Annotated in this window: 23 protein-coding genes and 1 riboswitch; of the genes, 14 read left to right on the top strand and 9 right to left on the bottom strand. The window is 70.3% G+C overall.

All coding sequences use genetic code 11. The features are described 5' to 3' along the window. Nucleotides 1-24: 24 nt before the first annotated feature. Both ABD912_RS15295 and fdhA read right to left on the bottom strand, forming a co-directional pair. The gene (locus ABD912_RS15295) at nucleotides 25-423 is read right to left on the bottom strand and encodes a GlcG/HbpS family heme-binding protein (protein ID WP_345152056.1); all 399 of its coding nucleotides are present in this window, start codon (nucleotides 421-423) and stop codon (nucleotides 25-27) included. 21 nt (nucleotides 424-444) lie between these two features. Next, nucleotides 445-1,665 carry a formaldehyde dehydrogenase, glutathione-independent gene (gene fdhA, locus ABD912_RS15290; protein WP_345152053.1) on the bottom strand — a complete coding sequence of 407 codons (1,221 nt, stop codon included), beginning with the start codon at nucleotides 1,663-1,665 and terminating at the stop codon, nucleotides 445-447. A gap of 166 nt (nucleotides 1,666-1,831) precedes the next feature. On the opposite strand from fdhA, the gene ABD912_RS15285 reads away from it, so the two are divergent. Together ABD912_RS15285 and ABD912_RS15280 are read left to right on the top strand one after the other, a co-directional pair. Beyond that, on the top strand, nucleotides 1,832-2,956 hold the full coding sequence (locus ABD912_RS15285) for an RNase H family protein (RefSeq protein ID WP_345152052.1): 1,125 nt from the start codon (nucleotides 1,832-1,834) through the stop codon (nucleotides 2,954-2,956). Between the two features lie 146 nt (nucleotides 2,957-3,102). Next, entirely contained in the window at nucleotides 3,103-4,314 is a 1,212-nt protein-coding gene (locus ABD912_RS15280; RefSeq protein WP_345152050.1) for a serine hydrolase domain-containing protein, read from the top strand. A gap of 137 nt (nucleotides 4,315-4,451) precedes the next feature. Here ABD912_RS15280 and ABD912_RS15275 read toward each other — a convergent pair whose 3' ends face one another. Genes ABD912_RS15275 through ABD912_RS15265 form a run of 3 tightly spaced genes read right to left on the bottom strand, consistent with a single transcriptional unit; the run spans nucleotide 4,452 to nucleotide 7,387 of the window. Further along, nucleotides 4,452-5,321, bottom strand: a complete 870-nt coding sequence (locus tag ABD912_RS15275) for an FAD:protein FMN transferase (protein ID WP_345152048.1) — start codon at nucleotides 5,319-5,321, stop codon at nucleotides 4,452-4,454. 51 nt (nucleotides 5,322-5,372) lie between these two features. Next, complete coding sequence (locus ABD912_RS15270; protein ID WP_345152046.1) at nucleotides 5,373-5,888, bottom strand: FMN-binding protein; 516 nt, start codon at nucleotides 5,886-5,888, stop codon at nucleotides 5,373-5,375. Continuing rightward, nucleotides 5,885-7,387, bottom strand: coding sequence for a ferredoxin reductase family protein (locus tag ABD912_RS15265; RefSeq protein ID WP_345152044.1), 1,503 nt, complete (start codon nucleotides 7,385-7,387; stop codon nucleotides 5,885-5,887). Before ABD912_RS15265 ends, ABD912_RS15270 begins: the two co-directional genes overlap by 4 nt. A 204-nt stretch (nucleotides 7,388-7,591) precedes the next feature. Between ABD912_RS15265 and ABD912_RS15260 the strand changes: the two genes are divergently transcribed. From ABD912_RS15260 to ABD912_RS15250, 3 genes are all read left to right on the top strand, one after another. After that, nucleotides 7,592-9,298 carry a RecQ family ATP-dependent DNA helicase gene (locus ABD912_RS15260; protein WP_345152042.1) on the top strand — a complete coding sequence of 569 codons (1,707 nt, stop codon included), beginning with the start codon at nucleotides 7,592-7,594 and terminating at the stop codon, nucleotides 9,296-9,298. A 51-nt stretch (nucleotides 9,299-9,349) separates the two neighbouring features. Then, nucleotides 9,350-10,117: an SGNH/GDSL hydrolase family protein gene (locus ABD912_RS15255; protein ID WP_345152040.1), complete on the top strand. Its 768-nt coding sequence runs from the start codon at nucleotides 9,350-9,352 to the stop codon at nucleotides 10,115-10,117. A gap of 96 nt (nucleotides 10,118-10,213) precedes the next feature. Then, nucleotides 10,214-10,948: a VIT1/CCC1 transporter family protein gene (locus ABD912_RS15250; RefSeq protein ID WP_345152038.1), complete on the top strand. Its 735-nt coding sequence runs from the start codon at nucleotides 10,214-10,216 to the stop codon at nucleotides 10,946-10,948. A gap of 56 nt (nucleotides 10,949-11,004) precedes the next feature. Here the strand turns inward: ABD912_RS15250 and ABD912_RS15245 are convergent, their stop codons facing one another. Then, nucleotides 11,005-11,919, bottom strand: a complete 915-nt coding sequence (locus tag ABD912_RS15245; RefSeq protein ID WP_345152037.1) for a LysR family transcriptional regulator — start codon at nucleotides 11,917-11,919, stop codon at nucleotides 11,005-11,007. A 149-nt stretch (nucleotides 11,920-12,068) separates the two neighbouring features. On the opposite strand from ABD912_RS15245, the gene ABD912_RS15240 reads away from it, so the two are divergent. After that, nucleotides 12,069-13,454: a short-chain fatty acid transporter gene (locus ABD912_RS15240; RefSeq protein ID WP_345152036.1), complete on the top strand. Its 1,386-nt coding sequence runs from the start codon at nucleotides 12,069-12,071 to the stop codon at nucleotides 13,452-13,454. A 177-nt stretch (nucleotides 13,455-13,631) separates the two neighbouring features. Here the strand turns inward: ABD912_RS15240 and ABD912_RS15235 are convergent, their stop codons facing one another. Beyond that, a complete protein-coding gene (locus tag ABD912_RS15235; protein WP_345152034.1) occupies nucleotides 13,632-14,810 on the bottom strand; it encodes a cytochrome P450 in 1,179 nt (392 codons plus the stop codon). Nucleotides 14,811-15,033: 223 nt separating this feature from the next. Then, nucleotides 15,034-15,993: a LysR family transcriptional regulator gene (locus ABD912_RS15230; RefSeq protein WP_345152033.1), complete on the bottom strand. Its 960-nt coding sequence runs from the start codon at nucleotides 15,991-15,993 to the stop codon at nucleotides 15,034-15,036. Nucleotides 15,994-16,143: 150 nt separating this feature from the next. On the opposite strand from ABD912_RS15230, the gene ABD912_RS15225 reads away from it, so the two are divergent. From ABD912_RS15225 to ABD912_RS15190, 8 genes are all read left to right on the top strand, one after another. Further along, nucleotides 16,144-16,329 (top strand): ferredoxin, encoded by a 186-nt coding sequence (locus ABD912_RS15225; RefSeq protein ID WP_345152032.1) that lies wholly within the window; start codon nucleotides 16,144-16,146, stop codon nucleotides 16,327-16,329. 2 nt (nucleotides 16,330-16,331) lie between these two features. Beyond that, nucleotides 16,332-17,507, top strand: coding sequence for an NAD(P)/FAD-dependent oxidoreductase (locus ABD912_RS15220; protein ID WP_345152031.1), 1,176 nt, complete (start codon nucleotides 16,332-16,334; stop codon nucleotides 17,505-17,507). Nucleotides 17,508-18,007: 500 nt separating this feature from the next. Next, the gene (locus ABD912_RS15215) at nucleotides 18,008-18,985 is read left to right on the top strand and encodes a manganese catalase family protein (protein WP_345152030.1); all 978 of its coding nucleotides are present in this window, start codon (nucleotides 18,008-18,010) and stop codon (nucleotides 18,983-18,985) included. A 134-nt stretch (nucleotides 18,986-19,119) separates the two neighbouring features. Further along, complete coding sequence (locus ABD912_RS15210) at nucleotides 19,120-19,911, top strand: ZIP family metal transporter (protein ID WP_345152029.1); 792 nt, start codon at nucleotides 19,120-19,122, stop codon at nucleotides 19,909-19,911. 146 nt (nucleotides 19,912-20,057) lie between these two features. Continuing rightward, nucleotides 20,058-20,156, top strand: a riboswitch (glycine riboswitch). A gap of 197 nt (nucleotides 20,157-20,353) precedes the next feature. Beyond that, on the top strand, nucleotides 20,354-23,233 hold the full coding sequence (gene gcvP / locus ABD912_RS15205) for an aminomethyl-transferring glycine dehydrogenase (RefSeq protein WP_345152028.1): 2,880 nt from the start codon (nucleotides 20,354-20,356) through the stop codon (nucleotides 23,231-23,233). A gap of 160 nt (nucleotides 23,234-23,393) precedes the next feature. Continuing rightward, nucleotides 23,394-24,524: a glycine cleavage system aminomethyltransferase GcvT gene (gene gcvT / locus ABD912_RS15200; RefSeq protein WP_345152025.1), complete on the top strand. Its 1,131-nt coding sequence runs from the start codon at nucleotides 23,394-23,396 to the stop codon at nucleotides 24,522-24,524. A gap of 74 nt (nucleotides 24,525-24,598) precedes the next feature. Next, nucleotides 24,599-24,979, top strand: coding sequence for a glycine cleavage system protein GcvH (gene gcvH / locus ABD912_RS15195; protein ID WP_345152024.1), 381 nt, complete (start codon nucleotides 24,599-24,601; stop codon nucleotides 24,977-24,979). Between the two features lie 196 nt (nucleotides 24,980-25,175). Continuing rightward, entirely contained in the window at nucleotides 25,176-26,315 is a 1,140-nt protein-coding gene (locus ABD912_RS15190) for a baeRF2 domain-containing protein (protein ID WP_345152022.1), read from the top strand. 16 nt (nucleotides 26,316-26,331) lie between these two features. On the opposite strand, the gene ABD912_RS15185 is transcribed toward ABD912_RS15190, so the two are convergent. After that, complete coding sequence (locus tag ABD912_RS15185; protein WP_345152021.1) at nucleotides 26,332-26,724, bottom strand: cupin domain-containing protein; 393 nt, start codon at nucleotides 26,722-26,724, stop codon at nucleotides 26,332-26,334. Nucleotides 26,725-26,908 lie beyond the last annotated feature (184 nt).

Genomic DNA, 26,908 nt, shown 5'->3' with positions numbered 1-26,908 from the left:
CCCGTTCCGTGGCCCGCGCCGGTCCTACAGTGCGGCAGCCCCGGCCTCGGCGACCGTCTGGTCCTGCTCCCCGGAGCCGCCGCTGACTCCGACGGCGCCGACCACCCTCCCGTCGCGGCTGATCGGGATGCCTCCGGCGAAGATCATGATCCGGCCGTGGTTGCTGGCGTGGATGCCGTAGAACTGCTGGTTGGGCTGGGAGTTGTCGCCCAGGTCCTTGGTTGCGATGTCGAAGGCCCGCGCGGTGAAGGCCTTGTTGATGGAGATGTCGATGCTGCCGATCCAGGCGCCGTCCATTCGCACGTGGGCAATGAGGTTTCCGCCCGCGTCGACGACGGCGATGTTCATGGGCTGGCCGATCTCGCCGGCCTTGGCCTCGGCGGCGGCGATGATGGCGCGGGCGTCCGTGAGGTTGAGTGTCATGGCAATGCTCCTTGAGGGGGGCTAGGCCTTGATGTAGCCGTTGGGGTCCAGGACGTATTTCGTGGCGGCGCCGGCGTCGAACTCGGCGTAGCCGGTGGGGGCGTCCTGAAGGGGGATCGCCTTGGCGTTGACGGCCTTGGCGATCTCGAGGCGCCCGTGCAGGATCGCCATCATCAGCTGCCGGTTGTACTTCATGACCGGACACTGGCCGGTGGTGAAGGACAGCGACTTCGCCCAGCCGGTGCCCAGCGAGAGGGACAGCGAGCCGTGCTTGGCGGCCTCGTCGACGGCGCCGGGGTCCCCGGTCACGTAGAGCCCGGGGATGCCCAGGGCTCCGCCGGCGGCGGTGATGGACATCAGCGAGTTCAGCACCGTGGCCGGGGCCTCCTGGGCCTGCGCGCCGTGCCCGTGGCCGCGGGCCTCGAAGCCGACGGCGTCGATGCCGCAGTCGACCTCCGGGACCCCGAGGATTTCCCCGAGCTGCTCCGGGAGGTCGCCGGCCCCGACGTTGACGGTTTCGCAGCCGAAGGAGCGGGCCTGCGCCAGGCGGTCCTCGTTCATGTCGCCGACAATGACGACGGCGGCGCCGAGCAGCTGCGCGCTGGCGGCGGCGGCCAGCCCCACGGGTCCGGCGCCGGCCACGTAGACCGTGGAGCCGACCCCCACTCCGGCCGTGACCGCGCCGTGGAAGCCGGTGGGCAGGATGTCGGAGAGCATGGTCAGGTCCATGATCTTCTCCAGGGCCTGGTCCCGGTCGGGGAACTTCAGCAGGTTCCAGTCCGCGTAGGGCACCAGTACGTATTGGGCCTGCCCTCCCACCCAGCCGCCCATGTCCACGTAGCCGTAGGCGCTGCCGGGCCGGTCGGGGTTCACGTTCAGGCAGATGCCCGTCTTGCGCTCCTTGCAGTTGCGGCAGCGGCCGCAGGAGATGTTGAAGGGCACGGAGACGAGGTCGCCGACCTTGATGAATTCGACGTCCGGTCCCGTTTCGACGACCTCGCCGGTGATCTCGTGCCCCAGCACCAGGTTCGGCGGGGCGGTGGTGCGGCCGCGGACCATGTGCTGGTCCGAGCCGCAGATGTTGGAGGCCACGGTGCGCAGGATGGCGCCGTGCGGCACCTTCCGGCCCACGTTGGCCGGATTGACGCCCGGGCCGTCCTTGAGTTCGAAGGTGGGATAGTCGGTGTCGACCACCTCCACCTTGCCGGGTTCCTTGTAGGCGACAGCCCTGTTTGCGGCCATCCGTACCACTTCCTTTTCCCGTGTGCCCGGTGTCTGCCTTCCAGTTGTTCAGCGTAGGTTCGACCGCGGGGCGAATCCATGGTTGTGCCCCACCGGTGTGCCCCGGGCGCGGGGGCGGGGATGGTGGAGCGCCGTCCTGTCGGGGGCGCGTGGCAGGATTGAAGGCATGACGATCACCGCTGCCGCAGACGGCTCTGCCCTCGGAAACCCCGGACCCGCAGGGTGGGCCTGGTACGTGGACGAGGGCTGCTGGCGCGCCGGCGGCTGGCCCCACGGCACCAACAACCAGGGCGAGCTGATGGCCGTCCTGGACCTCTTCCGCTCCACCAAGCACGTCCCCGACGAGCACCTGCGCATCCTCTGCGACTCCCAATACGTCATCAACTGCGTCACCAAGTGGATGCCGGGCTGGAAGCGCAAGGGCTGGAAGAAGGCCGACGGCAAGCCGGTGCTCAACGTCGATCTGCTGAAGCAGATCGACGCGGAGCTCAAGGGCCGCGACTACAGCTTCGAATGGGTCAAGGGCCACAATGGCCACGACCTGAACGAGGAGGCGGACGACCGCGCCCGCGCCGCCGCGACCGCCTTCCAGGCCGGCCGGACGCCCCCGGAAGGTCCCGGCTTCATCGGCGATGCGCCGGCACCGACCACCGGGGCGGCCCCGGACACCGAGGCGGCAGGTTCAACGACGGCGGCTGAAGCCCCAGTACGTGAGGTTCCGGAGCGCACGGCGACCGGGGCCTCCCCGGAGGCCGAGCCCTTCCTCGAAGAACCGGCGCTCTTCGGCGCGGACACCGACGGTGACCTCCCCGAGGCCGCGGAGGACACCGACGAGGCCGAGGCGCAGATCGCCGAACTGGGCCGCGGTGCCGGCGCCGAGGAGCCGGCCGAGGACTTCTTCGCCGCGCTGGACGGCGCGGCGGTCCCGGCCCTGCAGTCCTCGGACCTCGACGCCGTCCTGGCGCTCCAGGCCGCGCTGCTGGACCGGGAAGTCCGCGCGGACACCGCCGCGGTGCTCTACCTGCTGGCCCCGGACTTCCGCGGGGTTTCGGCCGCGGGCCAGCCGCTGGACCGCGAGTACTACGCCCAGCAGCTGGCCGCGCGGCCGGAGTCGGCGGAGCTGCAGCTGCTGGAATCGGCGGTCCTGGGAACCGACCTGCTCCAGGTCATCTACCGCCGCTTCGAGGAAGGGAGCGCCACCGTCGCCAGCGCCCTCTGGGAGCGGGCAGGCGAAGGGGCCGCGGCCGCCCGCTGGCGGCTTCGCTTCCAGCAGGAATCGCCGGAGTCCTAACCGGCCTGGAATCCAGCCGGCCCGGAATCCAGTTGGCCAAGAACCTGGCCGGCCGGAGACCTTCCCGGCCGGAGTCCCTTCTCAGCCGGAGTCCCTGGCGGCCGGGGTTCCGGACGGCCGGACCGCGCCGGGGCTACGCTGAAACGGTGATTGCGCCGAACAACGGCCCGGCCGATGCCGGCCCAGCCCATCCCCACTCCCTTGAAGCCGCCGAACGGCCGGCCCCCGATCCCCGCTTCGCCCCGGTCGCCGCGCTCCTGGAGAGCTTCGCGGCCCAAGACCCCGACTATTCGGCCCAACTGTGCGTCTACGTCGCCGGGCGCCCGGTGCTGGACCTGGCCGTCGGCCCCAACTGCGCACCGGACTCGCTGACCGGCGTCTTCTCCTGCAGCAAGGGCGCCGCAGCCATGGTGATCGGGCTGCTGGTCCAGGACGGGCTGCTGGACCTGGAGGCGCCGGTGGCCAGCTACTGGCCGGAGTTCGCGGCCAACGGCAAGCAGGACATCACCGTCAGCCAGCTGCTCAGCCACCAGGCCGGGATCCTGGGGATCGACGGCGGCCTGCCCACCTCCCACTACCTCGACTCGGAGCGCGGCGCCGAACAGCTGGCGGCGGCCGAACCGCTCTGGATCCCGGGCCGGGCCCACGCCTACCACGCCCTGACCATCGGCGTGGTGATGGAGGAACTGGCGCGGCGCATCACGGGGGAGCGCCTGCAGGAGATCTACGAGCGCCGGATCCGCGTACCCTTCGGCCTGGACTTCCACCTGGGCCTGGCCGCGGCCGACGAGCCGCGCTACCGCGACGTCCTGCACCCGCTGGAAGCCCCGTCGCTGCCGTTCATCGATCCCTTCGGACACCTGGGCATCGCGGTCAACTCCGCGGCCGGATTCGAGGGTCCCGACGGGCGCACGCACAACATCATGGACGTGCCCAACGCCCGCGAGGTCCGCGAAGCCGGCTTCTCCGCGGCCGGCGGGACCGCCTCCGCCCGCGGCATGGCGAGGCTGTACGCGGCGGCGAGCACCGGCGTCGTGCTCGCGGACGGCAGCGTGGCCGGACCGTTCCTCTCCGATGCGACCCGCGCCGCGCTCTCCCGCGAGCAGGTGTTCGGGATCGACCGCGCAACCGGCCTGACCGGGGCGTTCGGGACCGTGTTCATGAAGTCGCAGCCGCGCAACGACTTCGGCTCCTGGCGCGCGTACGGGCACGACGGCGCCAACGGCGCGCTCGCGTACGCGGACCCGCTCTACGGGATCGGGTTCGGGTACGTGCCGGCCCGCGCCGAGGCGCTGGGCACCGGCAGCCGCGGCGGCCTCCTCTCCGTGGCGGTCAGGCAGGTGCTGCTCGCCGGATAGGACGACGCCGGCGCAGTCCAGGCGGGCCGTCCGGGATTTTTCCCGTTTTCTGGCGGCGACGGCCTTGGTTGGCGGCGTGTTGCGGGGACACGCCGGACAGACGGGCGGGCAACTGGGAAAAATTGCGGCGGGACCGGCTATCCGGCCTCGCGGGTCGCGCGCGGCCAGCCCGGCGTGGCCAGCAGCATGCCTCCGTAGGCGACGGCCAGGACCTCCACTCCCCACTCCCGCACCGCATGTTCCAGGGTGTCCATGCCGCCGGCGACGATCGCCGTGGCCAGCACGTCAGCGGTCAGGATGTCCTCGCCCAGGACGCTGACCTGCCGGAACGCGGCGCCATGACCGGTGCTGCCGCTGTGCCCGGCACCGCCCCAGATGTGTTCGCCGCGCTCCGCGGACCCGGAGGTGGCCAGGGCGGCCGTGGTGCCCGGCGTCCCCGCCAGCGGGAGGTCCGCCACGAGGGCCTGGGGATCGTCGGGATCGGCGATGGCGGCCCGCCACGGCGTGCCCCCGCGCGGGTCGGCCCGGTCAGCGGGGACCGGGAACGGGGAGCCGGAGCAAAGGATGTCCCCGCCGGCATTGACCGCCCAGTGCGGCACGCCGAGCTCCTCCAGCGCCTCGCCGGCGGCGGCGATCGCCCACCCCTTGACGACCCCGTTCAGGTCCAGGACCCCGTCCGGTCCGTGCGGGGTGAAGACCCCGCCGGTGCGGTTGCGCCATTCGAGCGCCAGCGCGTACATGCCGCGCAGGCGTGCGCTGGCGAACGGCAGCGAGCGCTCGCCGGCTGACACGCGGCTCAGCTCCGACTCGGGCCGGTAAAGGCTGAACCTCCGGTCGGCGTCCGCGAAGATCCGCAGCAGGGTATCGGAGAGCACGTCCAATTCCTCCCCGGCCAGCGGCGCGCTGACCCCCACCACGGTGCCCATGGTCTCGAAGGTGCGCGTGGCCAGCCGCGGCGGCAGCGGGTCGGCGGGGATGCTCAGCGGACTCGTGGCCGGGAAAGTCATGCCGGGGAATGTTATGGCGGGGAAGGGGGTGTGGGCGGGCATGGGGTCCTCCTAGAGGTTGGCCTTGTCGATCGCGGACTGCAGGGAGTCCAGGTAGGCCCTGCTGGTGTAGGTGGCGCCGCCGACCAGCTGGACGTCGGTGGACTGGGAGCTGAGCACTTCCTCGCGCAGGACCGGCTCGGCCACCTGGGAGATCCGCTGGGAATGCCCGTCCCGCTCGGGCAGCTCCACCGCCTCGACGTCGGTGATCTCCCCGCCCTCCACCGTGATCCGGACCTGGACGTCGCCCCAGCGGGTCGAGTACGCATCGCCGGTGACGGTCGCGTCCGATCCGGACGAACCGCTGTCCGTGGAGGAACCCGACGAGCCGGACGTGCCGGACGTGCCGGAGGAACCCGACGAGCCGGACCGGCCGGAACCCGTCGCCGAATCGGAGGTGTCGGAGGCGCCTGCGGCAAGGGCCTGCCCGGATGTCGCCGCACCGGCGGCCAGCACCCCCGAGTACCAGCCGGACACCAGGACCCCGGCTGAAGCCAGGACGGCGAAGATGGCGGAACGGATTCTCATGGCTCGAACCTTTCGAGATGCAGGGACTCGGGCGCCACGCCGGCGGCGCGGGCATCGGCGGCAACGGACGCGGACCAGCCGGCCGGGCCGCAGACGAACACGTCGGCGTTCCGCAGCCAGGGGGCGAAGGACTCCAGCCGGTACCCGGCGGCGCTGTGCGCCTCGGGCAGCCAGGCGGTTTCCGCGGGGCCGTGGGTGCTCCGGTGTCCGGCGGCCTCATACAGCGCGGCCCCGCGGAGCCGGCACAGCTCAGCGATCTCCCCGCGCAGCATCAGGTCCTCCGGCGTGGACCCGCGCAGGACGACGGCGCACCCGCCGGGCGGGAAGGCGGCGCGCTCCAGCAGGGCCCGGATGGGCGCGATGCCGGCGCCCGCGCCGACGAGCACCAGCCCGGGGCGGGTGCGGGCCTGCTCGGTGAACAGCCCGTAGGGGCCGGAGAACAGGACGCGGGTGTCCGGGGCCAGCCCGGCGACGGCGGCCGATCCGGCACCGAGTCCGCGCACCGTGATGCGCAGCAGGCCACCGTATTCCCCGCCGTGATGGGGCTCGGCGGAGAGCGAGTACGGATGCTGCTGCCACCACAGGCCTGGGGCGAGGAACCGCCAGCGCAGGTACTGCCCGCCCTGGGCTCCGAGGTTTTCCAGCCCGCGGCCGGACACCACCACCGACCAGGTGTCCGGTCCCTCGGGGAGGACGGCGTGCACCCTGGCGCCCGCGCGCAGGGTGGTCCACAGGGGCAGTGCGACGCGGTACACCAGCAGCGCCGAAAGCGTCACCGCATACAGCGACATCCAGTACCAGCGCTGCGGGGCGCCTTCCGCGAGCACTCCGCCGGCGCTGAACTGGTGGGGGAGGGCGGCCAGCACCGCGCCGTAGGAGAGCAGGTGCACCGCGAACCAGAACTCGTACGGCAACCGGCGGCGCACCGCCACGATCGAGGTGCCCACCACGGCCAGGAACAGTCCCAGGCCCAGGAACGCGAGCGGGAAGTCGGGGGTTTCCCAGAGGGAGGCGATCTGGGCCAGGGGATCCAGCCCCAGGGCGGCGCCGTAGCCGAGGACCAGCAGCAGCGCATGGGCCAGGATCAGGTAGAGCGCCGGCTTGCCCAGCGTTGCATGGATGCGCATGGCGGCGTCCAGTCCGATCGCGCGGTCCACCCAGGGCAGCCGCGCGGCCAGCAGCAGCATAACGAGCACTAGGTGGGTTCCGGCGAGGCCGGCCATGATGCCCACCCCGGTCAGCCACGACGCGAAGCCGCTCCATTCGCGCACGGCCCCGGTGGCCAGGTACAGCGAAACGGCCAGCGCCGTGGTCGCCCACACCGCGGTGTGGAAAATGTCCTCGCGGACGGCGCGGCGCCGGGCCAGGGCCCGGAAGTCCGGCACGGCGGCGGGCGGGGCAGTCGGCGCCCCGGTGGGTGCACCATCCGGCAAGGGGCTGCCGGACGGTACACCCACCGGGGCGCCGAGTGACGTCTCGGCCGGGCTGGGGATGCTCATGGAACCACCGTGCTCCCCGACCCTATTTCCTGGCTGTGAACGCGCAAAGTGCCCCGCATGAGTGGGCGGGTCCGGGATTCTTCCCACGCCCGGTCCGGGCAGGAACACGATTCCCGGCGCTCCGTGTGGACACGCCGGGGCGGCAGGCTGATGACTGGGAAAAATTGCCGAACGCCGGCCGCGGGGCCCGGCTATGCTCGGGGCATGCGCAACCACGGCGGAGGCCACGAAGACCTGCGGGACCTGGCCCGCCGCTCCTTCGGATGGGACACGTTCCGCCCCGGGCAGCTCGAATCGATCACGGCCGCGGTCTCCGGCCGCGACGTGCTGGCCGTGCTGCCCACCGGAGGCGGCAAGTCGGCCATCTACCAGCTGGCCGCGCTCTCCCTGGAGGGGCCGGCCGTGGTGGTGTCCCCGCTGATCGCCCTGCAGGCGGACCAGCTCGAGGATCTCAACGCCCTGCCCGGGGTCCACGCGGTGGCGGTGAACTCCGCGCTCGGCGAGGCCGCCCAGGCCCGGGCGTGGGAGGCGGCCGCCGCGGGGGAGGCGAAGTTCCTCTTTCTCGCCCCGGAGCAGCTGGCCAAGGACGACGCCGTCGAGCGCGTCCGCGCGCTGCGCCCGGCCCTGTTCGTGGTGGACGAGGCGCACTGCGTCTCCGCCTGGGGTCACGACTTCCGGCCGGACTACCTGCGCCTGGGCGCCGTGCGGGAACGGATCGGACGGCCGGTGGCGATCGCGCTCACCGCCACCGCCTCCACCCCGGTGCGCGAGGAGATCCTGGAGCAGCTGCGGATGGACGACGCGCGGGTGGTCGTGCGCAGCTTCGACCGGCCCAACCTGAGGCTGGAGGTGGCGCGCCACCACGGCGTGAAGGTGAAGGAGAAGGCGGTCCTGGACCAGGTCGCGGCCCTGCCGGTGCCCGGGCTGCTCTACGTCTCCACCCGCGCCAACGCCGAAAAGTACGCCCGCCGTCTGGGGGAGCGGGGCCTGCGCGCCGCGGCGTACCACGCAGGCCTTCCGGCCTCTGAGCGCGAGCGCGTGCATCGGGACTTCCTCGCGGACCGGCTCGACGCCGTCGTCGCCACCACCGCGTTCGGGATGGGGATCGACAAGCCCAACGTCCGGTTCGTTGTCCACGCGGACATCCCCGGCTCGCTGGACAGCTACTACCAGGAGATCGGGCGGGCCGGTCGCGACGGGCGGGACGCCGTCGCGACCCTGCACTACCGCTCCGAGGACCTGGGCCTGCGCTCCTTCTTCGGCAGCCACCGGGCCGACGAGGACGCCCTGCGGGCGGTGCTCCAGGTCCTGCGCGAGGCCGACGGGCCAATGCAGCTGTCCGCGCTGAGGCAACGGATGGCCGGGGAACAGCCCGGCGGCGAGGGCCCGGAAGGCGATCAACCGGATAGCGACCAGCTGGAGGACGGCGCCCTGGCCTTCTCGCCCCGCAAGGCCACCAACGCGGTGAACCTGCTCGAATCCGCCGGCATTGCCGCCAGCGGTCCGGACGGGATTTTGGTGGATGCCTCCGTCAAGATCCCGGACGCGGTGCGCCGGGCCGTGAAGACCGCAGAGTCCCAGGCGCGCATCGAACGTTCCCGCATTGACATGATGCGCGGCTATGCGGAAACCGGCGGCTGCCGGCGCCAGTACCTGTTGGGCTATTTCGGCGAGGACCTTGCGGACCCTTGCGGGAACTGCGACAACTGCCTGTCCGGCACCGTGGAGGACCTGACGCGTACGGAGCACGGCCCGTTCGTGCTGCACGGGCCGGTGGTGCATGCGCAGTGGGGCGCCGGCGTCGTTATGGGCATCGAGGAGGACCGGCTCACCGTCCTCTTCGACAGCGAAGGCTACAAGACGCTGTCCCTGCAGGCGCTCGAGGACGGACGGCTGCTGCGGCCAGCCTGATGCCCACGGCGCACCTGATGCCAACTGCGCGATTGCGGCTACGCTGGGCCCGTGGAATTTGCGAAGCGTTTTGTGGCCCTGGGGGACTCGTTCACGGAAGGCGTGGGGGACCCGGACCCGCTGCGCCCCAACGGGGTGCGCGGCTGGGCGGACCGCGTCGCGGAGCAGCTGTGCGCCGCCGACCCGGAGTGGGGCTACGCGAACCTGGCCGTCCGCGGCAAGAAGATCCGCCAGGTCATCGCCCAACAGCTCGACGCCGCGCTGGCGCTGCGCCCCACCCTGGCGACCCTGTATGCCGGCGGGAACGACATCCTGCGCCCGAACGTGGACATCGACTCCCTCATGGAGGGGTACGACGGCGCCGTGGCAGCCCTGCGCGCGTCCGGCGCCGCCGTCGTGCTCTTCACGGGCTTCGATTCGGCCAGCTCCACGGTCTTCGGCAAGACGCGCGGGCGGACCGCCATCTACAACGAATGGGTCCGTGAGATCGCGGACCGGCACGGCGCCGTGATCGCCGACTACTGGCGCTGGCGCGAGTTCCAGGACTGGCGCTACTGGGCCGAGGACCGCCTGCACATGGGCCCGGCCGGGCAGATCCTCATGGCCAAGAAGGTGCTGGCCGTGCTGGCGGAAACCGATGCCATCGACACCCCGGAGCTGGCGTACGCGCCGGTGCTCACCCGGATCCAGCGGCTGCAGGCCGACGCGGCCTGGGCGCGCGAGCACGTGGCGCCGTGGGTCAGGCGCCGCCTCACCGGCACGTCCTCCGGCGACCTGCTGGGCGCGAAGTACCCGGAGTACGTCCGCCTCGGCGCCTGAGCGGCCGCCCGCGCATCCGACGCCGCGCCGGTCGCGGCAGGTCAGGTAAGGCTTCCCGGGCTGGCCCAAGGTCCGTGCGGGTGCTTTGCTTGCCCTATGACCGATCCTCCGGAGGCCGTCCAGCACGGTGGGGAACCACATGATTCCACGGACACCGCGCACCGCCTGAACTGGCTGCGCGCCGGGGTGCTCGGGGCGAATGACGGCATCGTCTCCACCGCCGCCGTTGTGGTCGGTGTCGCCGGGGCGACCACCGCGGTGGGGCCGATCCTCACTGCCGGCGCGGCAGCCCTGGTCGGTGGTGCCATCTCGATGGCGCTCGGCGAGTACGTCTCCGTCTCCAGCTCCGCGGATTCCCAGCGCGCGCTGATTGCCAAGGAGAAGCGCGAACTGGCGGAGATGCCGGAGGCGGAGCTGGAGGAGCTGGCCTACATCTACGAATCCAAGGGGATCAGCCCAGCCACCGCGCGGCAGGTCGCCCTGGAACTGACGGCCCACGACGCGTTGGCCGCGCACCTGGAGGCGGAACTGCACATCGCCGAGGCCGAGGTCGCCAGCCCGTGGAACGCGGCGTTCGCCTCCGCCGCCGCGTTCACCGCCGGCGCCGTGCTGCCGTTCCTCACCGCGGTGCTGCTGCCCGCGGCGGTGCGCGTGCCGGTGACCTTCGCAGCCGTGCTCATCGCGCTCGCCCTGACCGGCGCCGCCGGGGCCCTGCTGGGCGGGGCGAAGCCGCTGCGGCCCACCCTGCGGGTGGTCACCGGCGGGGTGCTGGCCCTTGGGGTGACCTTCGCGATCGGTTCGTGGCTGGGCAGCTCCGGCGTGGTGGGGTAGCTACGCCTGCCCCGGGCCCGATACGCGGGGCTGGGCCGGGGGATCGGGCGGCCCCCCTAGGCGAGGATGCGTCCCTCTGGCGGTGCCGGGGTGGGCAGCAGCCGTTCCAGGATCTCCAGCACCCGGAGAGTCGCCCGGCTCGGCCGGGGGCCCCAGAGGACGACGGCGGCCAGGTAGGTGGGCTGCTCGGCAAGCTCCCGGTAGACCAGGCCGGGAACGTTGATGTGGCGGACCGAGGAGACCGTCAGCGTGACCCCGATCCCCGCAGCGACCAGCGCCAGGATGGCATACGAATCCGGCGCCTCCTGGACGATCCGCGGCAAGTGGCCCTCCTCGTGGGCCAGCAGCAGTCCGGCGTCGCGGACCGTCGATCCCTGATCCGCCGGGAAAGCCACCCACGGTTCCGCCGCCAGGTCGCGCATGGCGACGGTCTCCTGGCGGGCCAACCGATGGTCCAGCGGCAGGGCGGCGAGCAGCCGTTCGTACGCAAAGACGCGCCACTCCACCCCGGGGTGGGTCACCGGCAGCCGGGAGAAGCCCATGTCCAGCTCCCCGTAGGCGACCAGGCGCTGGGTGGCGCCGCCGTAGAGCATGGAGCGCAGGTCCAGTTCGATGCCGGGGTCCTCGGCCCGCACCACCCGCCCCAGCGGCGGGATCACCGCCCGGCTGCCGGCCCCCGCATAGCCGATCCGGACGCGGCCGAAGACTCCGGGCCCCTTCATCCGGGCGGCCAATTCCACGGCGTGCGCCCGTTCCAGCGTTTCGCGCACCGGCTCCACGATGGCGGCGCCCTGGTCGGTCAGCCGCACCGAGCGGGTGCTGCGGTCGAAGAGGGCCACGCCCAGGTCCGCCTCCAGCCGGCGGATCCACTGGCTGAGCTGTGGTTGGGCCATGTGCAGGCGGCTGGCGGCGCGGCCGAAATGCAGTTCCTCGGCGACCACGAGAAACGCCTTCAGGTGCTTGAGTTCCACTTTTCCAATTTATAGCGATTCCTTATCAAATTTGAATGGATTGTTTATTGGACGTCCATCGGTTCGGGAAGGCACCCTAGTCGACGTGCCGTAGGCGACATGCCCCTGTGCCACCGGACACAAACCCGCACTTTCACGAAGGATCACCCATGAACACCACGACCGAGACCACTGAGGCACCGCCCGGGCGCTCCGGCATCATGCAGAAGACCGCCGGCTTCTTCACGGAGCTGATGCGCAAGTACCTGCCCGATCCGTTCGTCTTCGCCATCGTCCTCACCCTCCTGACGTTCGTGCTGGCGTTCGCCGTCCAGCGCCAGAACCCGGTCGATGCGATCGTGAGCTGGGGCGATGGCTTCTGGAGCCTGCTGGCGTTCACCACCCAGATGGCGGTCATCCTGGCCGCGGGCTTCGTGCTGGCAAACTCTCCGGTGGTTGACCGCCTGATGGACCGGATCGTGCTCCTGGTGCACACCCCGAAGGCCGCGGTCATTGTCGCGACGCTCGTCGGCGGCATCGGCTCCTACCTGAACTGGGGCTTCGGCCTGGTCATCGGCGGCGTCGTCGCGCGCAAGCTGGCCACCGAGATCAAGGGCATCCACTACCCGCTGATCATCGCCAGCGCCTATTCGGGCTTCACCATGTACGGGCTGGGCCTCTCGGCCACGGTCCCGTTGACCATCGCGACCCCGGGCCATGCGCTGGAGGACAGCATGGGCCTGATTGGGCTGGAGGAAACCATCTTCTCCCTGCCGATGGTCATCACCGCCTTCGTGGTCATGGCCACCCTCCCGTTGCTGAACGCGGCCCTGCACCCGAAGCCCGGCCAGCCCGTGAAGGAGTTGGACCCGGCCCTGTTCGCAACCGCCGATTCCGGCCCGTCCAACGGCGAGTTCTCCGAGGACACCCCGGCCAACAAGCTGAACAACTCGCGGATCCTGAGCATGGTGATCGGCCTGGCCGGAATCCTCTATGTGGTTTTTCACATGTTCCAGGGCGGCAAGGTCGACCTGAACCTGATCAACTTCATCATCCTGTTCCTGGGCATCATCCTGCTCGGCACCCCAATCGCCTATGTCGCCAAGCTCAACGAGGGCATCAAGACGATCTCCGGCATCATCCTGCAGTTCCCCTTCTACGCGGGCATCATGGCGATCATGGCCGGCTCCGGCCTGGTGCTGACCATCTCCGAGTGGTTCGTGAACGTCTCCACCACCGAGACCTTGCCCTTCTGGGGCCTGATCAGCTCGTTCGTGATCAACTTCTTCGCCCCCTCCGGCGGCGGCCACTGGGTCATCCAGGGCCCGTTCATGATCGAAGCCGCCAACACCCTGGGCGCCTCGCTGCCGCAGACCTCCATGTCCGTAATGCTCGGCAATGCCTGGAACGACCTGGTCCAGCCGTTCTGGATCCTCCCGGCGCTGGCCCTGTCCAAGCTCAAGCTCAAGGACATCATGGGCTACACCGTGATCATGATGTTCTGGGTCGGCCTGATCTACATCGCCGCCATCCTCTTCTGGGCATTCATGGGCTAGGTCCCCACACCCCGCAAGCCGCGGGCGGCCGGCCCGGAAAGCCGGCGCGGAGGGGCGCATCCGGCAAGGATGTGCCCCTCCGCGCCGGCATGTCCGCCGCTTCCCGCGATCTCGTCGGCCCCGCCGCCTGCCCTTCCACCTCGCCGGCAGGGGAGAGGATGCCAAGCGGCTCGGGGCTCAGGCGGGCTGGATTCCGAGCACGGGCAGCTTGTCCAGTGCCCGCGTCATGTTGTTGAGCTGCCGTTTTGGCTGCCCCACCTCGAACCGGCGAATCCTGCGGGCCATGGCGCCGATCACCGCGAACGCCTCGAGCCGGGCCAGACCCTGCCCGGCGCAGCCGTGCACGCCGTACCCGAAGGACAGGTGGTCCACCGGGTTCCGGCGGACCTGGAAGGAATCCGGGTCCTGGTAGTGGCGCGGGTCGCGGTTGCCGGCACCGAAGAGGATGGCGATCTGCGCCCCTTCCGGGATGAAGGTCCCGTCAACGACGGTGTCCTCAGTGACCAGCCGGCCGAAGGCATGCGCCGGGGCCTCGTAGCGGAGGACCTCGTTGAACGCGGAGGGAATCAGCGACGGGTCCGCGCGGACCAGGTCGTACTGGTCCGGGTGGGCCGCGAACTGCGCGATCGCGTTGCCGATGGACGCGATGGTGGTGTCCATCCCGGCCGCAACGTACTGGTGGATGATGTGTCCGCAGCTCTCCAAGGGGATGTCGCCGCGCTCCCCGGCGTCGAAGATCGCCCGGCCCATGCTGCCCTCGGCCAGGTCCTTGGCCTGGACCCCAACGCACCACTGGAAAAGCTCGCCGGCGACCGGGAAGTTCTCGATGGTCCGCTGGTTCATGGGGCCGAGCACGTTGAATGCGGCTTCGCCCCAGCGCAGGATGTTTTCCCGTGCCTCGCCCTGCACACCGATCAGGTCCGCCACGACCTGCAGCGGCAGCGCCCGGGCGAGGTCGTCGATCGCGTCGAACGAACCGCGCTCCACGAGCTCGGCGACCATGGCGTCTGCCTTCCCGTCGATGCCGTCCTTGAGCTTGCGCAGCGCACGCGGGGACAGGTTCTCGGTCAGGGCGGCTCGCAACCGCGTGTGGTCCGGCGGGTCGGTCGCGAGGCTGGTGCCGGCCAAGGCCTGGTTCATCTGGTCGTTGAAGGCGACGGCGTTCGAGGAAAACACCTGCCAGTTTCCCAGCGCCTCGCGGTTCTGCTCGTAGCGCGTGAGCGCCCAGACCCCGTTCCGGGTCAACTGGACCACGGAGGACCGTTCACGGATCTCGGCAAAGAAAGGATAGGGGTCCAGCAGGATCTCATCGGAAAAGAGATCGACATCCGATGAAACCGACGTCTCCATAGTCATGGCACCTCACATGGGGGCTCGGGATCCGCGCCGGCGGGCCGAAGCCCGTGCCGGTGCGATCCAAGGGGTGGATTGAGGTGGCGGCACGCGGAACGCCGTCCTCTTCGACGTCCGCACCGGGCACCCCACCGATGGAGACAGTCAAGGGCAGGAGTGAACTATGGCACAAGTGAATAATTTGCATGCCATTCATGCGCCGGGCAAATAGTTCCTGCTTCGCGCGCTAGCCCCCGTTGCCGTGGGCCGGTGCGTAGCGGGCCCGCAGCGGTTCGGCGGCCTCGATGAGGATGTCGCGCAGCCACGTCTTGAACGGGTCCTCGGCCAGCCACGGGTTCCAGACCATGTCGATGCCCAAGGTCTGGATGGGGAAGGGGAATTCCTCCATGCGCAGGTCGAACCTGCCATCGAATTCCAGGCCGACCTGGTAACGATGGACCGCCACCCCGCCGGCCTGGGCGATCAGGTGGGGGACGAACAGGTAGTCGGACACGCGCTGGCGAACCGCGTACGGCACCTTGCGTTCGTCGAGGATCTCGTACGGCCGCTGGTTCTCCGAGGACGCATCGACAACCACGTGGGGCACGGTCTCCAGCAGTCGCAGCGCATCGGCCTCCCGGGGCGCGTCCCAAGACGTGACGACGACCCACCGGTCGTCGTACAGGCGCTCGCGCGGGTAGGAAGAGGCGAACGCCTCCGGAAGGAGGACGACGTCGGCCGCATCCTCCGCGAACACCGCCATGGTGGCCACACTCGTGGTGCGCAGGCGCAGCACCGTGTTCGGTGCACGCTCCGCCAGCAGCCGGCTGAGTGTGCTGCCGATGACGAACGCGGTGCTGTTCGTCATCGCCACGGTGATCACGCGGCGATCGACGGCGGGATCGAAGGGCGCGGCATAGACGAGCCTGGCCGTCTGGTGCAGGGCCTGCCGCAACGCCGGCAGCAGCTCCACGGCCCGCGGGGTCAGCACCATTCCGCGTCCCTGCCGCACGAGGAGTTCGTCACCGAGCAGCCGGCGCATGCGGGTCAGGCCGTGGCTCATGGCCGGCTGCGAGAGTCCGACTTTGCCCGCCGCCCGGGTGACCGAGCGCTCCTCCAGCAGCGCCAGCAGTGGAACCAGAAGGTTGAGGTCCACGGAGCCCAGCCGCGCCAGTTCCGCATCCATGCCGGATTCGCCGTTATGCATGGCGCACCCCTTTCGCCGCGGAGCCTGCTCCGCCTATTCATCCGATGCACGTTCAGGATGAGAATAATTCATTTGTGCGATACAAGGCCCGCTGAAAAGCTTCTTGCCACTGGGTGGCCCACGCCACACCCCAATCCGGAGGAGAGCACCATGAACATCGTCCTTGACCGACCCCGCTGCGAAGGGCACGGCCTCTGCGAGGAGGTAGCGCCGCAGCTGATGCATCTGGACGACGAGGGCGAGTTGGTCCTCGACGTCGAAAACGTGGACAAGGAGCTTGAGGCCGCGCAGGCCGCCGTTCGCGTCTGCCCCGTCGCCGCGCTCCGGCTGGCCTGAGCATGCGGCGGCTGGAACGCGTCGTCGTCGTCGGCAACGGGATCGCGGGCCTCACCGCCAGCGATTCGCTGCGGGCGGCCGGCTTTGAGGGGGACCTGACCATCGTCGGCGACGAGTCCCATCCGCCCTACAGCCGCCCCGCGCTGTCCAAGGCGGCCCTGCTCGACGGCGGCGACCTGGCCTCCCACCACCTGCCGGCGGCGACCCACGAGGCGACCGAGCTCCTCGGCGCGAGCGCAGCCCGGCTCGACGCCGACCGCAAGGTCGTGTTCCTCGACGACGGCACGGACCTTCCGTACGACGCCGTGGTGATCGCCTCGGGCTCGCGGGCACGGCGCCTGGGGAGCGGCGATCCTGCGCGGCAGGAAGCCGAAGAGCTGACGCTGCGCAGCCTCGATGATGCCCTCACCCTGCGCAGGCGGCTGGCAGCCAAGCCGTCGGTCGTCGTCGTCGGGGGCGGCGCCCTCGGCATGGAGATCGCCTCCGGCTGCCTGGCGGCGGGGTGCGAGGTCACGCTGGCGGCACGGGATCGGCCGCTGCTCGGCCAGCTGGGGCCCTATCTGTCCGAGGTGTTCCTTTTGGCCGCCGGGCGCAGCGGGCTGAAGTTTGCGCCGTCCCGCGCGGTCGGGCTGCGCGATGCCGGCGGGCACGCCCTGGTTGAACTGGCGGACGGCTCGTTCCTGGAGGCGGAACTTGTGGTCAGCGCCATCGGCGACGAACCGAACGTCGAATGGCTGTCCACCAGCGGGCTGCTGACCGGCGGCACGCTGGAAGTCGACACCCGCGGACGGCTTCGGCCCGACGTCGTCGCCGCGGGGGACGTGGCGGCGTTTTCGACCAGGCGCGGCATCCGCCGCGTCCCTCTGTGGACCAGTGCCATCGAGCAGGGCAAGATCGCCGGAGCGTCGCTGGTCAAGGGCGATGATGCCCCGGAACTCGACTTCCAGCCCTACTTCTGGACCGAACAGTTCGGCCTCAACCTGAAGGCGAGCGGTTTCCTCCCCTTGGAGGGTGGGCCCGAGCTGCTCGAAGGCGACCCTGGCGACGGTTCGGCGCTCATGCGCTGGTCCCACGACGACGGCTCGGGTACCGCCGTCGCGCTCAATTACCGGATCCCCGTTCCCCGGCTGCGCCGCCTCGGCGGCGCGGCTCCGTCGGTGGGAGTCCGGGTTTGCTGACCCCGTAGCGCGGCCCTGCCTGGAGGGCATTCCCATGTGGTCACGGCTGTGGCAGGCTAGCTGCCACCGGGGGGAAATCAGCTGCCACCGGCGGGAAAAGGGGGAGACATGACGGTCAGCGAAATCACGGGCGAACGGACGCTTTTCTGCAATTCGGAGTCCTGCGGGCAGCAACGCCTGCACACTGTCATCTGGGAGGTCCGTGTGCAAAAGGACGGACACGAGACAAGCCGGACGCCTCTGTGGTGGAAGTGCCAGGAATGCGGCCAAGAAAACGCCCGGGAAGACTAGCCGGCGCGGCCCTCCGCTCCGTCCACTAGGCCTTGGCCGGGAGAGCCCGCCGTGCCGCGCCTGAGGAGCGGCCAGAAAGGGCCGTTGCGACCGGGCCGTCCGCTGGGTGCGGCCCGTCCGACGGGCTCTTGATCCACTTCTGGGCCTGTGGTTGAGTGGCGCACGTCAGAGTTCGGTCGAGTGGCTTTCCTCAATCTCAGGAGTCCGAAATGTATCTGCACACCCAGCAGCTGATCAACGAAATCGCCGTCGACGAGCCGGATCCGGCCGCCGCAAACGCCCTGCAGGAAGGCCTCGGCGGGCAGTTCGGCGAGATGCGCACCATGATGCAGTACCTGTTCCAGAGCATCAACTTCCGCGGGGATGCGGCGGGGAAGCCCTACAAGGACCTCCTTCAGGGCATCGGCACCGAGGAAATCAGCCATGTGGAGCTGATCGGCACCACCATTTCCCGCCTGCTTGACGGTTCCCCGCGCTACAACGGAAAAAAGACCGATCCCGTCGACGAGCCGGGAGCCGGGGGCGCCACCCCGCTGAAGATCGCCCTGGACACCAGCAACATCCACCATTACCTCGTCGCCGCGCAGGGCGCCCTGCCGGTCGACGCCGCCGGCAATCCCTGGAGCGGCAGCTACGTGTACAACAGCGGCAACTTGGCCCTGGACCTGTTGTACAACCTGATGTTGGAGTCCACCGGCAGACTGCAGAAGTGCCGGATCTACGAGATGACGGACAACAAGACGGCCCGTTCCACCATTGCCTACCTGATCGTGCGGGACCAGGCCCACGAGAACGCCTACGCGAAGGCCCTGGAGAGCCTCGGCGTCAATTGGGGTGCCGTCCTGCCCATCCCGAAGACCAACGCCGAGCAGTTCCCGGAGGTGAAGAAGCTGCTGGACCAGGGGCTGCAGAACGTGCAGTACACCTTTGGCGCGGACGACCTCAGCGAGGCCGGCAAGCTGTTCCGCGGAGCTTCCCCCTCCGACGCGACGCAGGAACTGCGGACCGAGGTGATGCCGGAAGGCTTCCCCATGACGATCTCTCCCGAACGCCGGGAGGAATTCTCGCCCGGACTGGACAAGGACCTGCTCGCGCTGATCCAGGCCACCGCCGAAGTCGAACTCAAGGACGCCGACAACCCCAAGGAGACCAAGGCGAGCAAGAAGCCCAAGGAGACCCAGAAATAGGGGCCGCACAGGGGCGTCCGACGCACCGCCCGGCGGTTGCGGAGGACGCCCCTGCCCGACCATGGCCCGCCGCGCCTCCTGCCTGGTGGCGGCCAACCCCGCGAGGAAAAGGAACACTGCCAGGAAGGGGGCCCGTGGGTCCATCACTGCTCTTCGGCGTCATAGCTTCCAGCGCGCTGATGCTCGGCGCGATGGTGGGGGTGCGCTTCGAGTTGCCCAAACGGCTGCTGGCCATGGTGCTTGCCTTCGCTGCCGGAGCGCTCATCACCGCGCTGTCCTTTGAACTATTCGAGGATGCCCATGAGCAAGGGGGCATTTGGCGTGCCTCGCTGGGCCTGTTCGCGGGAGCGCTCGTCTTCACCGTCCTGAGCGCCCTCCTTGACCGGTGGGCGCAACCGGGCCGCGGCGCGATTCCTGCCGACGAATACCGCGGAAGCGCCAAGCTGGATACCGATGCGGCGGCCACGGGAATGGCTCCCAGCCCGGCCTCCACGCGCGGGGCTGCGGGATTGGCCCTCCTGGCCGCGGCGACCCTCGACGGCTTCCCGGAAAACATGGCCCTCGGGGTCTCGCTGGCCGAAGGCACCGGAGGCTTGGCGCTGCTGGCGGCCATCTTTGTCTCCAACCTGCCGGAAGCACTGGTCAGCGCCGCATCCATGCGCAGCCAGGGGAAGTCCACCGGCTACGTGCTGGGAATGTGGGCAACGTGCAGCGTGGTGCTGGTCTTCGCGGTCGTGCTGGGCGCGGGTCCGCTCTCGGGTGCTTCGCCGGAAACCATTTCCTTGCCGCTGGCCTTTGCCGCCGGGGCGGTCATTGCCGCGCTGGCGGACACCATCATGCCGGAGGCCTTCGAAAACGGAGGGCCCGCGGTGGCCCTGAGCACGGCCGCGGGATTCGTCCTGTCCTACGTGCTGTCTCTGGCCTAGGAAGCTGCCCCTCGCGTAGTAGAAAAGTGGTGCGCCGGCTTCCCAGACGTTCCGCCTGCCGGTGCATGACGCCGACCTCAGTTGTTCGCGGCGCCGGAAGCGAACTACCATATCCAGTGTGTGCCCTTGCGGGCACGCACAGCCATTGACATGCGGCGGGAGAGCCCCGTCAGAGCCACTGGCGGGCGCCGTAGGAGCAATTTCCTCCCCGGGAATCTCTCAGGCCCCCGTACCGCCGCGAAGAGGCAACTCTGGAAAGAAGTCGGCCGTGCCTGCGGTCCCGGATCCCCGGGAAGCGCAACCGCGGTGCGGCTCACCGAAGGTGCAAGCAGCGCCCGGGCAGCCGCCCGCCGCTGCGGAAACTCTCAGGTCCAATACAGAGTTGGGGAGGAACCGAAGTTCATTCGGCGTGCGCGCGCCGACATACCTTGGAGTTTCCCCCATGACCGCGACACCTGTCCGCACCCCCGCCCTCACCACCAGCGAGGTCGTCTTCGCCGATCGCCACATCGGTCCGCACGGCGAAGCCTCCGAGGCCATGCTGCGCCAGCTCGGCTACGCCAGCCTCGACGAGCTCGTCGACACCGCCGTCCCGGCGGACATCCGCCAGGAGACGCCGCTGGAGCTGCCGGCTGCCCGCTCCGAGGCCGAAGTCCTTTCCGACCTGCGCGCGCTTGCCTCCAAGAACATCCTGAAGACCCAGATGATCGGCCAGGGGTTCTACGACACCTTCACCCCGCCGGTGATCCTGCGGAACATCCTCGAGGATCCGGCCTGGTACACCGCCTACACCCCGTACCAGCCGGAGATCTCCCAGGGCCGCCTCGAGGCGCTGCTGAACTTCCAGACCCTCGTCGCGGACCTCACCGGCCTGCCCATCGCCAACGCCTCCCTGCTGGACGAAGCCTCCGCCGTCGCCGAGGCCGTCCTGCTGATGCGCCGCGGCAACAAGGCCAAGGGCCACGCCAAGACCGTGCTGGACTCCAACGTCTTCCCGCAGACCATCGCCGTGGTCCAGGGCCGCGCCGAGGCGCTCGGCTTCGAGGTCGAGGTCGCCGACCTCACCCAGGGCCTGCCCGAGGGTGACATCTCCGGCATCGTGCTGCAGCAGCCGGGCGACAACGGCCGCGTCGTCGACCACTCCGCCATCATCGCCGCCGCCAAGGAGCGCGGCGCGATGGTCACCGTCGCCGCCGACATCCTCTCCCTGACCCTGATCACCGCCCCCGGCGAGCAGGGCGCCGACATTGCGGTCGGCAACACCCAGCGCCTGGGCGTCCCGCTGTTCTTCGGCGGCCCGCACGCCGCCTTCATGGCCGTCCACAAGGGCCTGGAGCGCCAGCTTCCGGGCCGCCTGGTGGGCGTGTCGAAGGACGACGCCGGCACCCTCGCCTACCGCCTGGCCCTCCAGACCCGCGAGCAGCACATCCGCCGCGAGAAGGCCACCTCCAACATCTGCACCGCGCAGGCGCTGCTGGCGATCACCGCCTCGATGTACGCCGTCTACCACGGCCCGGCCGGCCTGAAGGCGATCGCCCAGCGCATCCACCGCCACGCCCGCACCCTCGCCACGGTGCTCGCCGGCGCCGGCATCGAACTGGCCGCCGACCAGTTCTTCGACACCGTCACCGCCCACGTCCCGGGCCGCGCGGTCGCTGTCGTCGCCGCCGCCGAGCAGGCCGGCATCAACCTGCGCAAGGTCGGTGCGGACACCGTGGGCGTCTCCGTCGACGAGATCACCACCACCGCGCACGTGGTCGCCGTCGCCGAGGCCTTCGGTGTCGCCGACGCCGCCGCAGCCGTCGCCGCCGGTGCGGAAGGGTACGAACTGGACGCCGCCGTCGTGCGCACCTCGGACTACCTGACCCACCCGATCTTCAACACGATCAAGTCCGAGACCCAGATGCTGCGCTACCTGCGCCGCCTCTCCGACCGCGACCTGGCCCTGGATCGGACCATGATCCCGCTGGGCTCGTGCACCATGAAGCTGAACTCGACCGCCGAGATGGAGTCCATCTCCTGGCCCGAGTTCGCCGGCATCCACCCGTTCGCCCCGGCCCACCAGACCGTCGGCTGGCGCGAACTGATCACCGACCTCGAGGACCGCCTGTCCACGATCACCGGCTACGCGGGCGTCTCCCTGCAGCCGAACGCGGGCTCCCAGGGCGAATACGCCGGCCTGCTGGCCATCCGCCAGTACCACCTGGCCAACGGCGGCGAGGACCGCGACGTCTGCCTGATCCCGGCCTCCGCGCACGGCACCAACGCCGCCTCGGCGGTGCTCGCCGGCATGAAGGTGGTGGTGGTCAAGACCGCCGAGAACGGCACCATCGACGCCACCGACCTGGACGCCAAGATCGAGGCCAACCGCGAGAAGCTGGCCGCCATCATGATCACCTACCCGTCCACGCACGGCGTGTACGACGCGGACGTGCGCGAGGTCTGCGAGAAGATCCACGCCGCCGGCGGCCAGGTATACATTGACGGCGCCAACATGAACGCCCTGGTGGGCCTGGCCCAGCCGGGCAAGTTCGGCGGCGACGTGTCCCACCTGAACCTGCACAAGACCTTCTGCATCCCGCACGGCGGCGGCGGCCCGGGCGTCGGCCCGGTGGCCGTAGCCCAGCACCTGGTGCCGTTCCTGCCCGGCGACGCCACCGGCGCCACCCACGGGCGCGAGGGCACCCCGGTCGCGGCCACCGCGTTCGGGTCCGCCGGCGTGCTGCCCATCTCCTGGGCCTACGTGGCGATGATGGGCGGCGAGGGGCTCACCCAGGCCACCAAGTACGCGCTGCTCACCGCCAACTATGTGGCCTCCCGCCTGAACGACCACTTCCCCGTGCTCTACACCGGCAACAAGGGCCTGGTGGCTCACGAGTGCATCCTGGACCTGCGCGAACTGACCAACAAGACCGGGGTCACCGCCGAGGACGTGGCCAAGCGCCTGATCGACTTTGGCTTCCACGCCCCGACCCTGGCCTTCCCGGTGGCGGGCACCCTGATGGTCGAGCCCACCGAGTCCGAGGACCTGGGGGAGATCGACCGCTTCATCGACGCGATGATCGCCATCCGCAAGGAAATGGACCAGGTCCTGGCCGGCGACTTCACGGTGGAGGAGTCCCCGCTGCGCAACGCTCCGCACACCGCTTCCGTCCTCGTCTCCTCCGACTGGACCCGCAAGTACCCCCGCGAGCAGGCTGCCTTCCCGGTGGAGTCCCTGCGCCAGGACAAGTACTTCCCGCCGGTGGGACGCATCGACGGCGCCTTCGGCGACCGCAACCTGATCTGCTCCTGCCCGTCCCCCGAGGCCTTCGAAGGCTAGCCGGCCACGCGTGGGGCCCCGGCCGGGGCCCCACGCCACACCTCCGCCACGGCATGCCCCTGCCCCGGCACACTTCCGGCAGTGCCCGCTTCCGAGAGGGCACACCCTTGCCTGCCGAGGCACCGGGCACCCCCAACATTTTCGAAAGGCTGACTCCACGATGAGCACCGTTTCCCCGCAGCAGACGTCGCTGCACGCCGAGCACGCCAAGCTCGGCGCATCCTTCACCGACTTCGGCGGCTGGGACATGCCGCTGAAGTACGGCTCCGAACTGGCCGAGCACCGCGCGGTGCGCGAGGCCGCCGGCCTGTTCGACCTCTCCCACATGGGCGAGGTCCGCGTGCGGGGCCCGCAGGCCGCGGCGTTCCTGAACACCGCCCTGGTGGGCAACCTCGCGGCAGTCAAGGTCGGCAAGGCCAAGTACTCGCTGATCTGCAACGCCGACGGCGGGATCATCGACGACCTGATCAGCTACCGCCGTGCCGAGGACGAGTATCTGGTGGTGCCCAACGCGGGCAACGCCGCGACCGTAGCCGCGGCCCTGGCCGAGCGCGCCGCCGGCTTCGACGTGGAGGTGGCCGACGAGTCCTCCGAGACGTCGCTGGTCGCCGTGCAGGGGCCGGCCGCCGCCGGGATCCTGCTGGGACTCGTCCCTGAGGACCAGCGCGCACTCGTCGAAGGCATGCCGTACTACGCGGCCGACGAGGCCACCGTCGCCGGGATTCCGGTCCTGCTGGCCCGTACCGGCTACACCGGCGAGGACGGGTTCGAGCTCTACGTGCCCAACGCCCAGGCTCCTGCCCTGTGGGCCGCGCTGCTCGAGGCCGGGCAGCCGCACGGGCTCATCCCTGCCGGGCTGGCCTGCCGCGACTCGCTGCGCCTGGAGGCCGGCATGCCGCTGTACGGCAACGAACTGTCCCTGGAATCCAACCCGTTCGAGGCCGGCCTGGGCCCGGTCGTCTCCTTCAAGAAGGAAGAGTACTTCGTCGGCCGCACCGCACTGGCCGCCGCTAAGGAAGCCGGCACCGGCACGGCCGCGGGCCGCCGCCTGGTGGGGCTCAAGGGCCTGGGCCGGCGCGCCGGCCGCGGCGGGTACCCTGTGCTGAAGGACGGCGCCGTGGTCGGCGAGGTCACCTCCGGCCAGCCGTCCCCGACCTTGGGATACCCGGTCGCCCTGGCCTACGTCGACGTCGAGCACACCCAGCAGGGCACCGCCCTGGACGTGGACCTGCGCGGCAAGGCCGAACCCTTCGAGGTCGTTGACCTGCCCTTCTACAAGCGCCAGAAGTAGAATCCCCGGGTCGGCACCATGTGTCCGGCCCGCCCTCCCGCCGTCACCCGACGTCCCCGAAAGGAACACACCAGATGAGCAAGGTTCTCTCCAATCTCCGTTACTCCGCCGAGCACGAGTGGATCGACGACGCGTCGCCCGCCAAGGTCGGCATCTCCCAGGTCGCCGCCGACGCCCTCGGCGACGTCGTGTACGTCGACCTGCCGCAGGTCGGCGCCACCGTCACCGCCGGCGAGGCCTGCGGCGAGGTCGAGTCCACCAAGTCCGTCTCCGACCTCTACGCCCCGGTCTCCGGCACCGTCGTCGAGGTGAACCAGGAGGCCGTGGACAACCCGGCCATCCTGAACGAGGACCCGTACGGCGCCGGCTGGCTGTTCACCGTGGAGGTCAGCGAAGAGGGCCCGCTGCTCTCCGCCCAGGACTACGCCTCCGCCAACGGCGGGGACGTCGAGTAGCCTCGGCGCAGTACTTTCCACGGGCCCGGAATCGCGCGATTCCGGGCCCGTGGCGTGTCTGCGCGGGTCTTCCGCCGCGCCGGTCCGGGGCACCGGCTTAGGCGGGCCTTTCGGCCTGCCGAAGCCGGTGCTAGGTTGGGCGGAACGACCGAGTCGGCACACGTGGCAAGGCTGCCGCGTGGGAAGGAGTTCCCCCATGGCTAACCGGGCAGGTTCCACCGGTATTGATGCGGCACTGTATCGACGTGAGGGGCCGTGGTGCACCGCCTTCGTCGACGCCTCGCTGGGCACGACGGCGGCCAAGGAGGCTGCCGATGCGCTGCCGGAGAAGGCCGCGCAACTGCTGGCGTCGCAGCGCGCCGACGAGGGGGACATTGCGGCCATGCGGGCCGCCCTGCTGCCCGCCCAAGGGTTGGCCTCGCCCGCGGCCCGCTTCGTGGCCATCAACAAGGGCGAAATCGTGCTCGACGAGGTGCTCCCGGGAGTCGAGGCCGGAGCACCGCGCGTGGATTGCGGCCCCTTCCCGAACCTGGTCCCGCTGGCCCGGACCCGCGGCGGGCAGTTCCCCTACGTCGTGGCCGAGGTCGGGCGCGACGGCGGCGAGGTGCGGCTGCGGCACTCGGCGGCGGCCGGGGTGGCCGAGGTGCGCCGGGTGGCCAGCAACCCGGACGAGGCCCACCACGCCCGGAAGGTCCCGGACCGGTACGGCGAACCGCAGAATCGTGCCAATACCGAGGAGATCTGGCGGCGCAACGCCGACGAGCTCGCCAAGCAGATCGACGACGTGGTCCGCGACAGCGGGGCACGCCTGGTGGTGCTCTCCGGGGACGTGAAGGCCCGCGAACTGGTGCTCTCCCAGCTGGCGGAAGCCAGCCGGGCCATCGCCACCACGGTGGACCAGCACACCCGCACCGGCGGCGCGGACGCGAACATCTTCACGGCCGAAATCGAAACCAAGGTTGCCCAGGCGATGGCCAACGACATCCGCGACCTCTCCGACAAGATCTCCAACCGGCTCGGCAGCGGCCGCGGCGGGCTGGCGCTCGGCCTGAACGAGGTGGTCACAGCTCTCCAGCAGGCCCAGGCGGACCTGGTCCTGGTGGCCCAGTACCAGGACAACGCGACGCTGCGCGCCCTTACCGCCGAGCCATGGCTGGACACCGACGACTCGTCGGAGCACGCCGAACTGGTGGCCGGATCCTGGCCCGCGCCGGAAGTCCTGCTGCGGGCGGTTGCCCTGACCGACGCCACCATCCGCTACGTCCCGGACGGGGTCCTGCCCTACGGGACCGGGGTTGCGGCCCTGCTGCGCTGGCAGAACGGTGAGGCCTACTGACGGGCGCGCTTGGCGGTTACCGGGCCGCGCGGGTCAGGTAGACCTTCCGCAGCGGCTCGGTGACCGTCCAGACGGTCCTCATCCCGGCGGCGAGGCGCATCACGGTGCCCGGGGCCAGTTCGGCCCGGCGCACCGGGTGCCCTCCGGCGGGTTCGATGACCACGGTCGCCCGGCCGGCGGTCACGACGAAGACCTCGTCGATTTCGACGTCGTACATCGTGCCCTCGGTCAGTTCCCACACGCCGACCTCGAACCCGTCCAGTTCGGTGAGCGTCATCCAGCCGACCGTCGGCGTGCCGACGGCGGCCTGCTCGGCCGGCACCGGCCCGTGGTCCAGCGGCAGCCGATTCACGCGGAGCGCCTGCCCCGGCTTCAGCCCGATCTCTCCGAGCCCATTGAGTCGTTCCATGCCCACCCGTTCCGCTGTCCTGTGCCAGTTGTTCCGTGTCAGTTGTCCCCGCGTCCGCCCTACCTTGCCCGCTGCCGCGTGCGTGGCGGACGGCCGCCCCGGCGTGTGGTCATCCTATTGCAGCAACCGGCGCATCGGTGCAGGTCCGCGCCGGAAACGCGGCCGACCCCGGGCCGCACACACG

This window comes from Arthrobacter ginkgonis, from assembly GCF_039540195.1.
Classification (GTDB): Bacteria; Actinomycetota; Actinomycetes; order Actinomycetales; family Micrococcaceae; genus Zafaria; species Zafaria ginkgonis.
The sequence above is the reverse complement of the archived record's forward strand: the minus strand, read 5'-3'. Positions and strand labels throughout refer to the sequence as shown.

Bases quoted from the DNA above. Each gene is read 5' to 3' on its own strand.
- gcvT (WP_345152025.1), top strand. From the start codon at position 23,394: ATGAGCACCGTTTCCCCGCAGCAGACGTCGCTGCACGCCGAGCACGCC.
- ABD912_RS15270 (WP_345152046.1), bottom strand. From the start codon at position 5,888: ATGAGAATCCGTTCCGCCATCTTCGCCGTCCTGGCTTCAGCCGGGGTC.
- ABD912_RS15240 (WP_345152036.1), top strand. From the start codon at position 12,069: ATGAACACCACGACCGAGACCACTGAGGCACCGCCCGGGCGCTCCGGC.
- ABD912_RS15185 (WP_345152021.1), bottom strand. From the start codon at position 26,724: ATGGAACGACTCAATGGGCTCGGAGAGATCGGGCTGAAGCCGGGGCAG.
- ABD912_RS15285 (WP_345152052.1), top strand. From the start codon at position 1,832: ATGACGATCACCGCTGCCGCAGACGGCTCTGCCCTCGGAAACCCCGGA.
- ABD912_RS15220 (WP_345152031.1), top strand. From the start codon at position 16,332: ATGCGGCGGCTGGAACGCGTCGTCGTCGTCGGCAACGGGATCGCGGGC.
- ABD912_RS15190 (WP_345152022.1), top strand. From the start codon at position 25,176: ATGGCTAACCGGGCAGGTTCCACCGGTATTGATGCGGCACTGTATCGA.
- gcvP (WP_345152028.1), top strand. From the start codon at position 20,354: ATGACCGCGACACCTGTCCGCACCCCCGCCCTCACCACCAGCGAGGTC.
- gcvH (WP_345152024.1), top strand. From the start codon at position 24,599: ATGAGCAAGGTTCTCTCCAATCTCCGTTACTCCGCCGAGCACGAGTGG.
- ABD912_RS15250 (WP_345152038.1), top strand. From the start codon at position 10,214: ATGACCGATCCTCCGGAGGCCGTCCAGCACGGTGGGGAACCACATGAT.
- fdhA (WP_345152053.1), bottom strand. From the start codon at position 1,665: ATGGCCGCAAACAGGGCTGTCGCCTACAAGGAACCCGGCAAGGTGGAG.
- ABD912_RS15295 (WP_345152056.1), bottom strand. From the start codon at position 423: ATGACACTCAACCTCACGGACGCCCGCGCCATCATCGCCGCCGCCGAG.
- ABD912_RS15265 (WP_345152044.1), bottom strand. From the start codon at position 7,387: ATGAGCATCCCCAGCCCGGCCGAGACGTCACTCGGCGCCCCGGTGGGT.
- ABD912_RS15235 (WP_345152034.1), bottom strand. From the start codon at position 14,810: ATGACTATGGAGACGTCGGTTTCATCGGATGTCGATCTCTTTTCCGAT.
- ABD912_RS15225 (WP_345152032.1), top strand. From the start codon at position 16,144: ATGAACATCGTCCTTGACCGACCCCGCTGCGAAGGGCACGGCCTCTGC.
- ABD912_RS15260 (WP_345152042.1), top strand. From the start codon at position 7,592: ATGCGCAACCACGGCGGAGGCCACGAAGACCTGCGGGACCTGGCCCGC.
- ABD912_RS15275 (WP_345152048.1), bottom strand. From the start codon at position 5,321: ATGACTTTCCCGGCCACGAGTCCGCTGAGCATCCCCGCCGACCCGCTG.
- ABD912_RS15230 (WP_345152033.1), bottom strand. From the start codon at position 15,993: ATGCATAACGGCGAATCCGGCATGGATGCGGAACTGGCGCGGCTGGGC.
- ABD912_RS15215 (WP_345152030.1), top strand. From the start codon at position 18,008: ATGTATCTGCACACCCAGCAGCTGATCAACGAAATCGCCGTCGACGAG.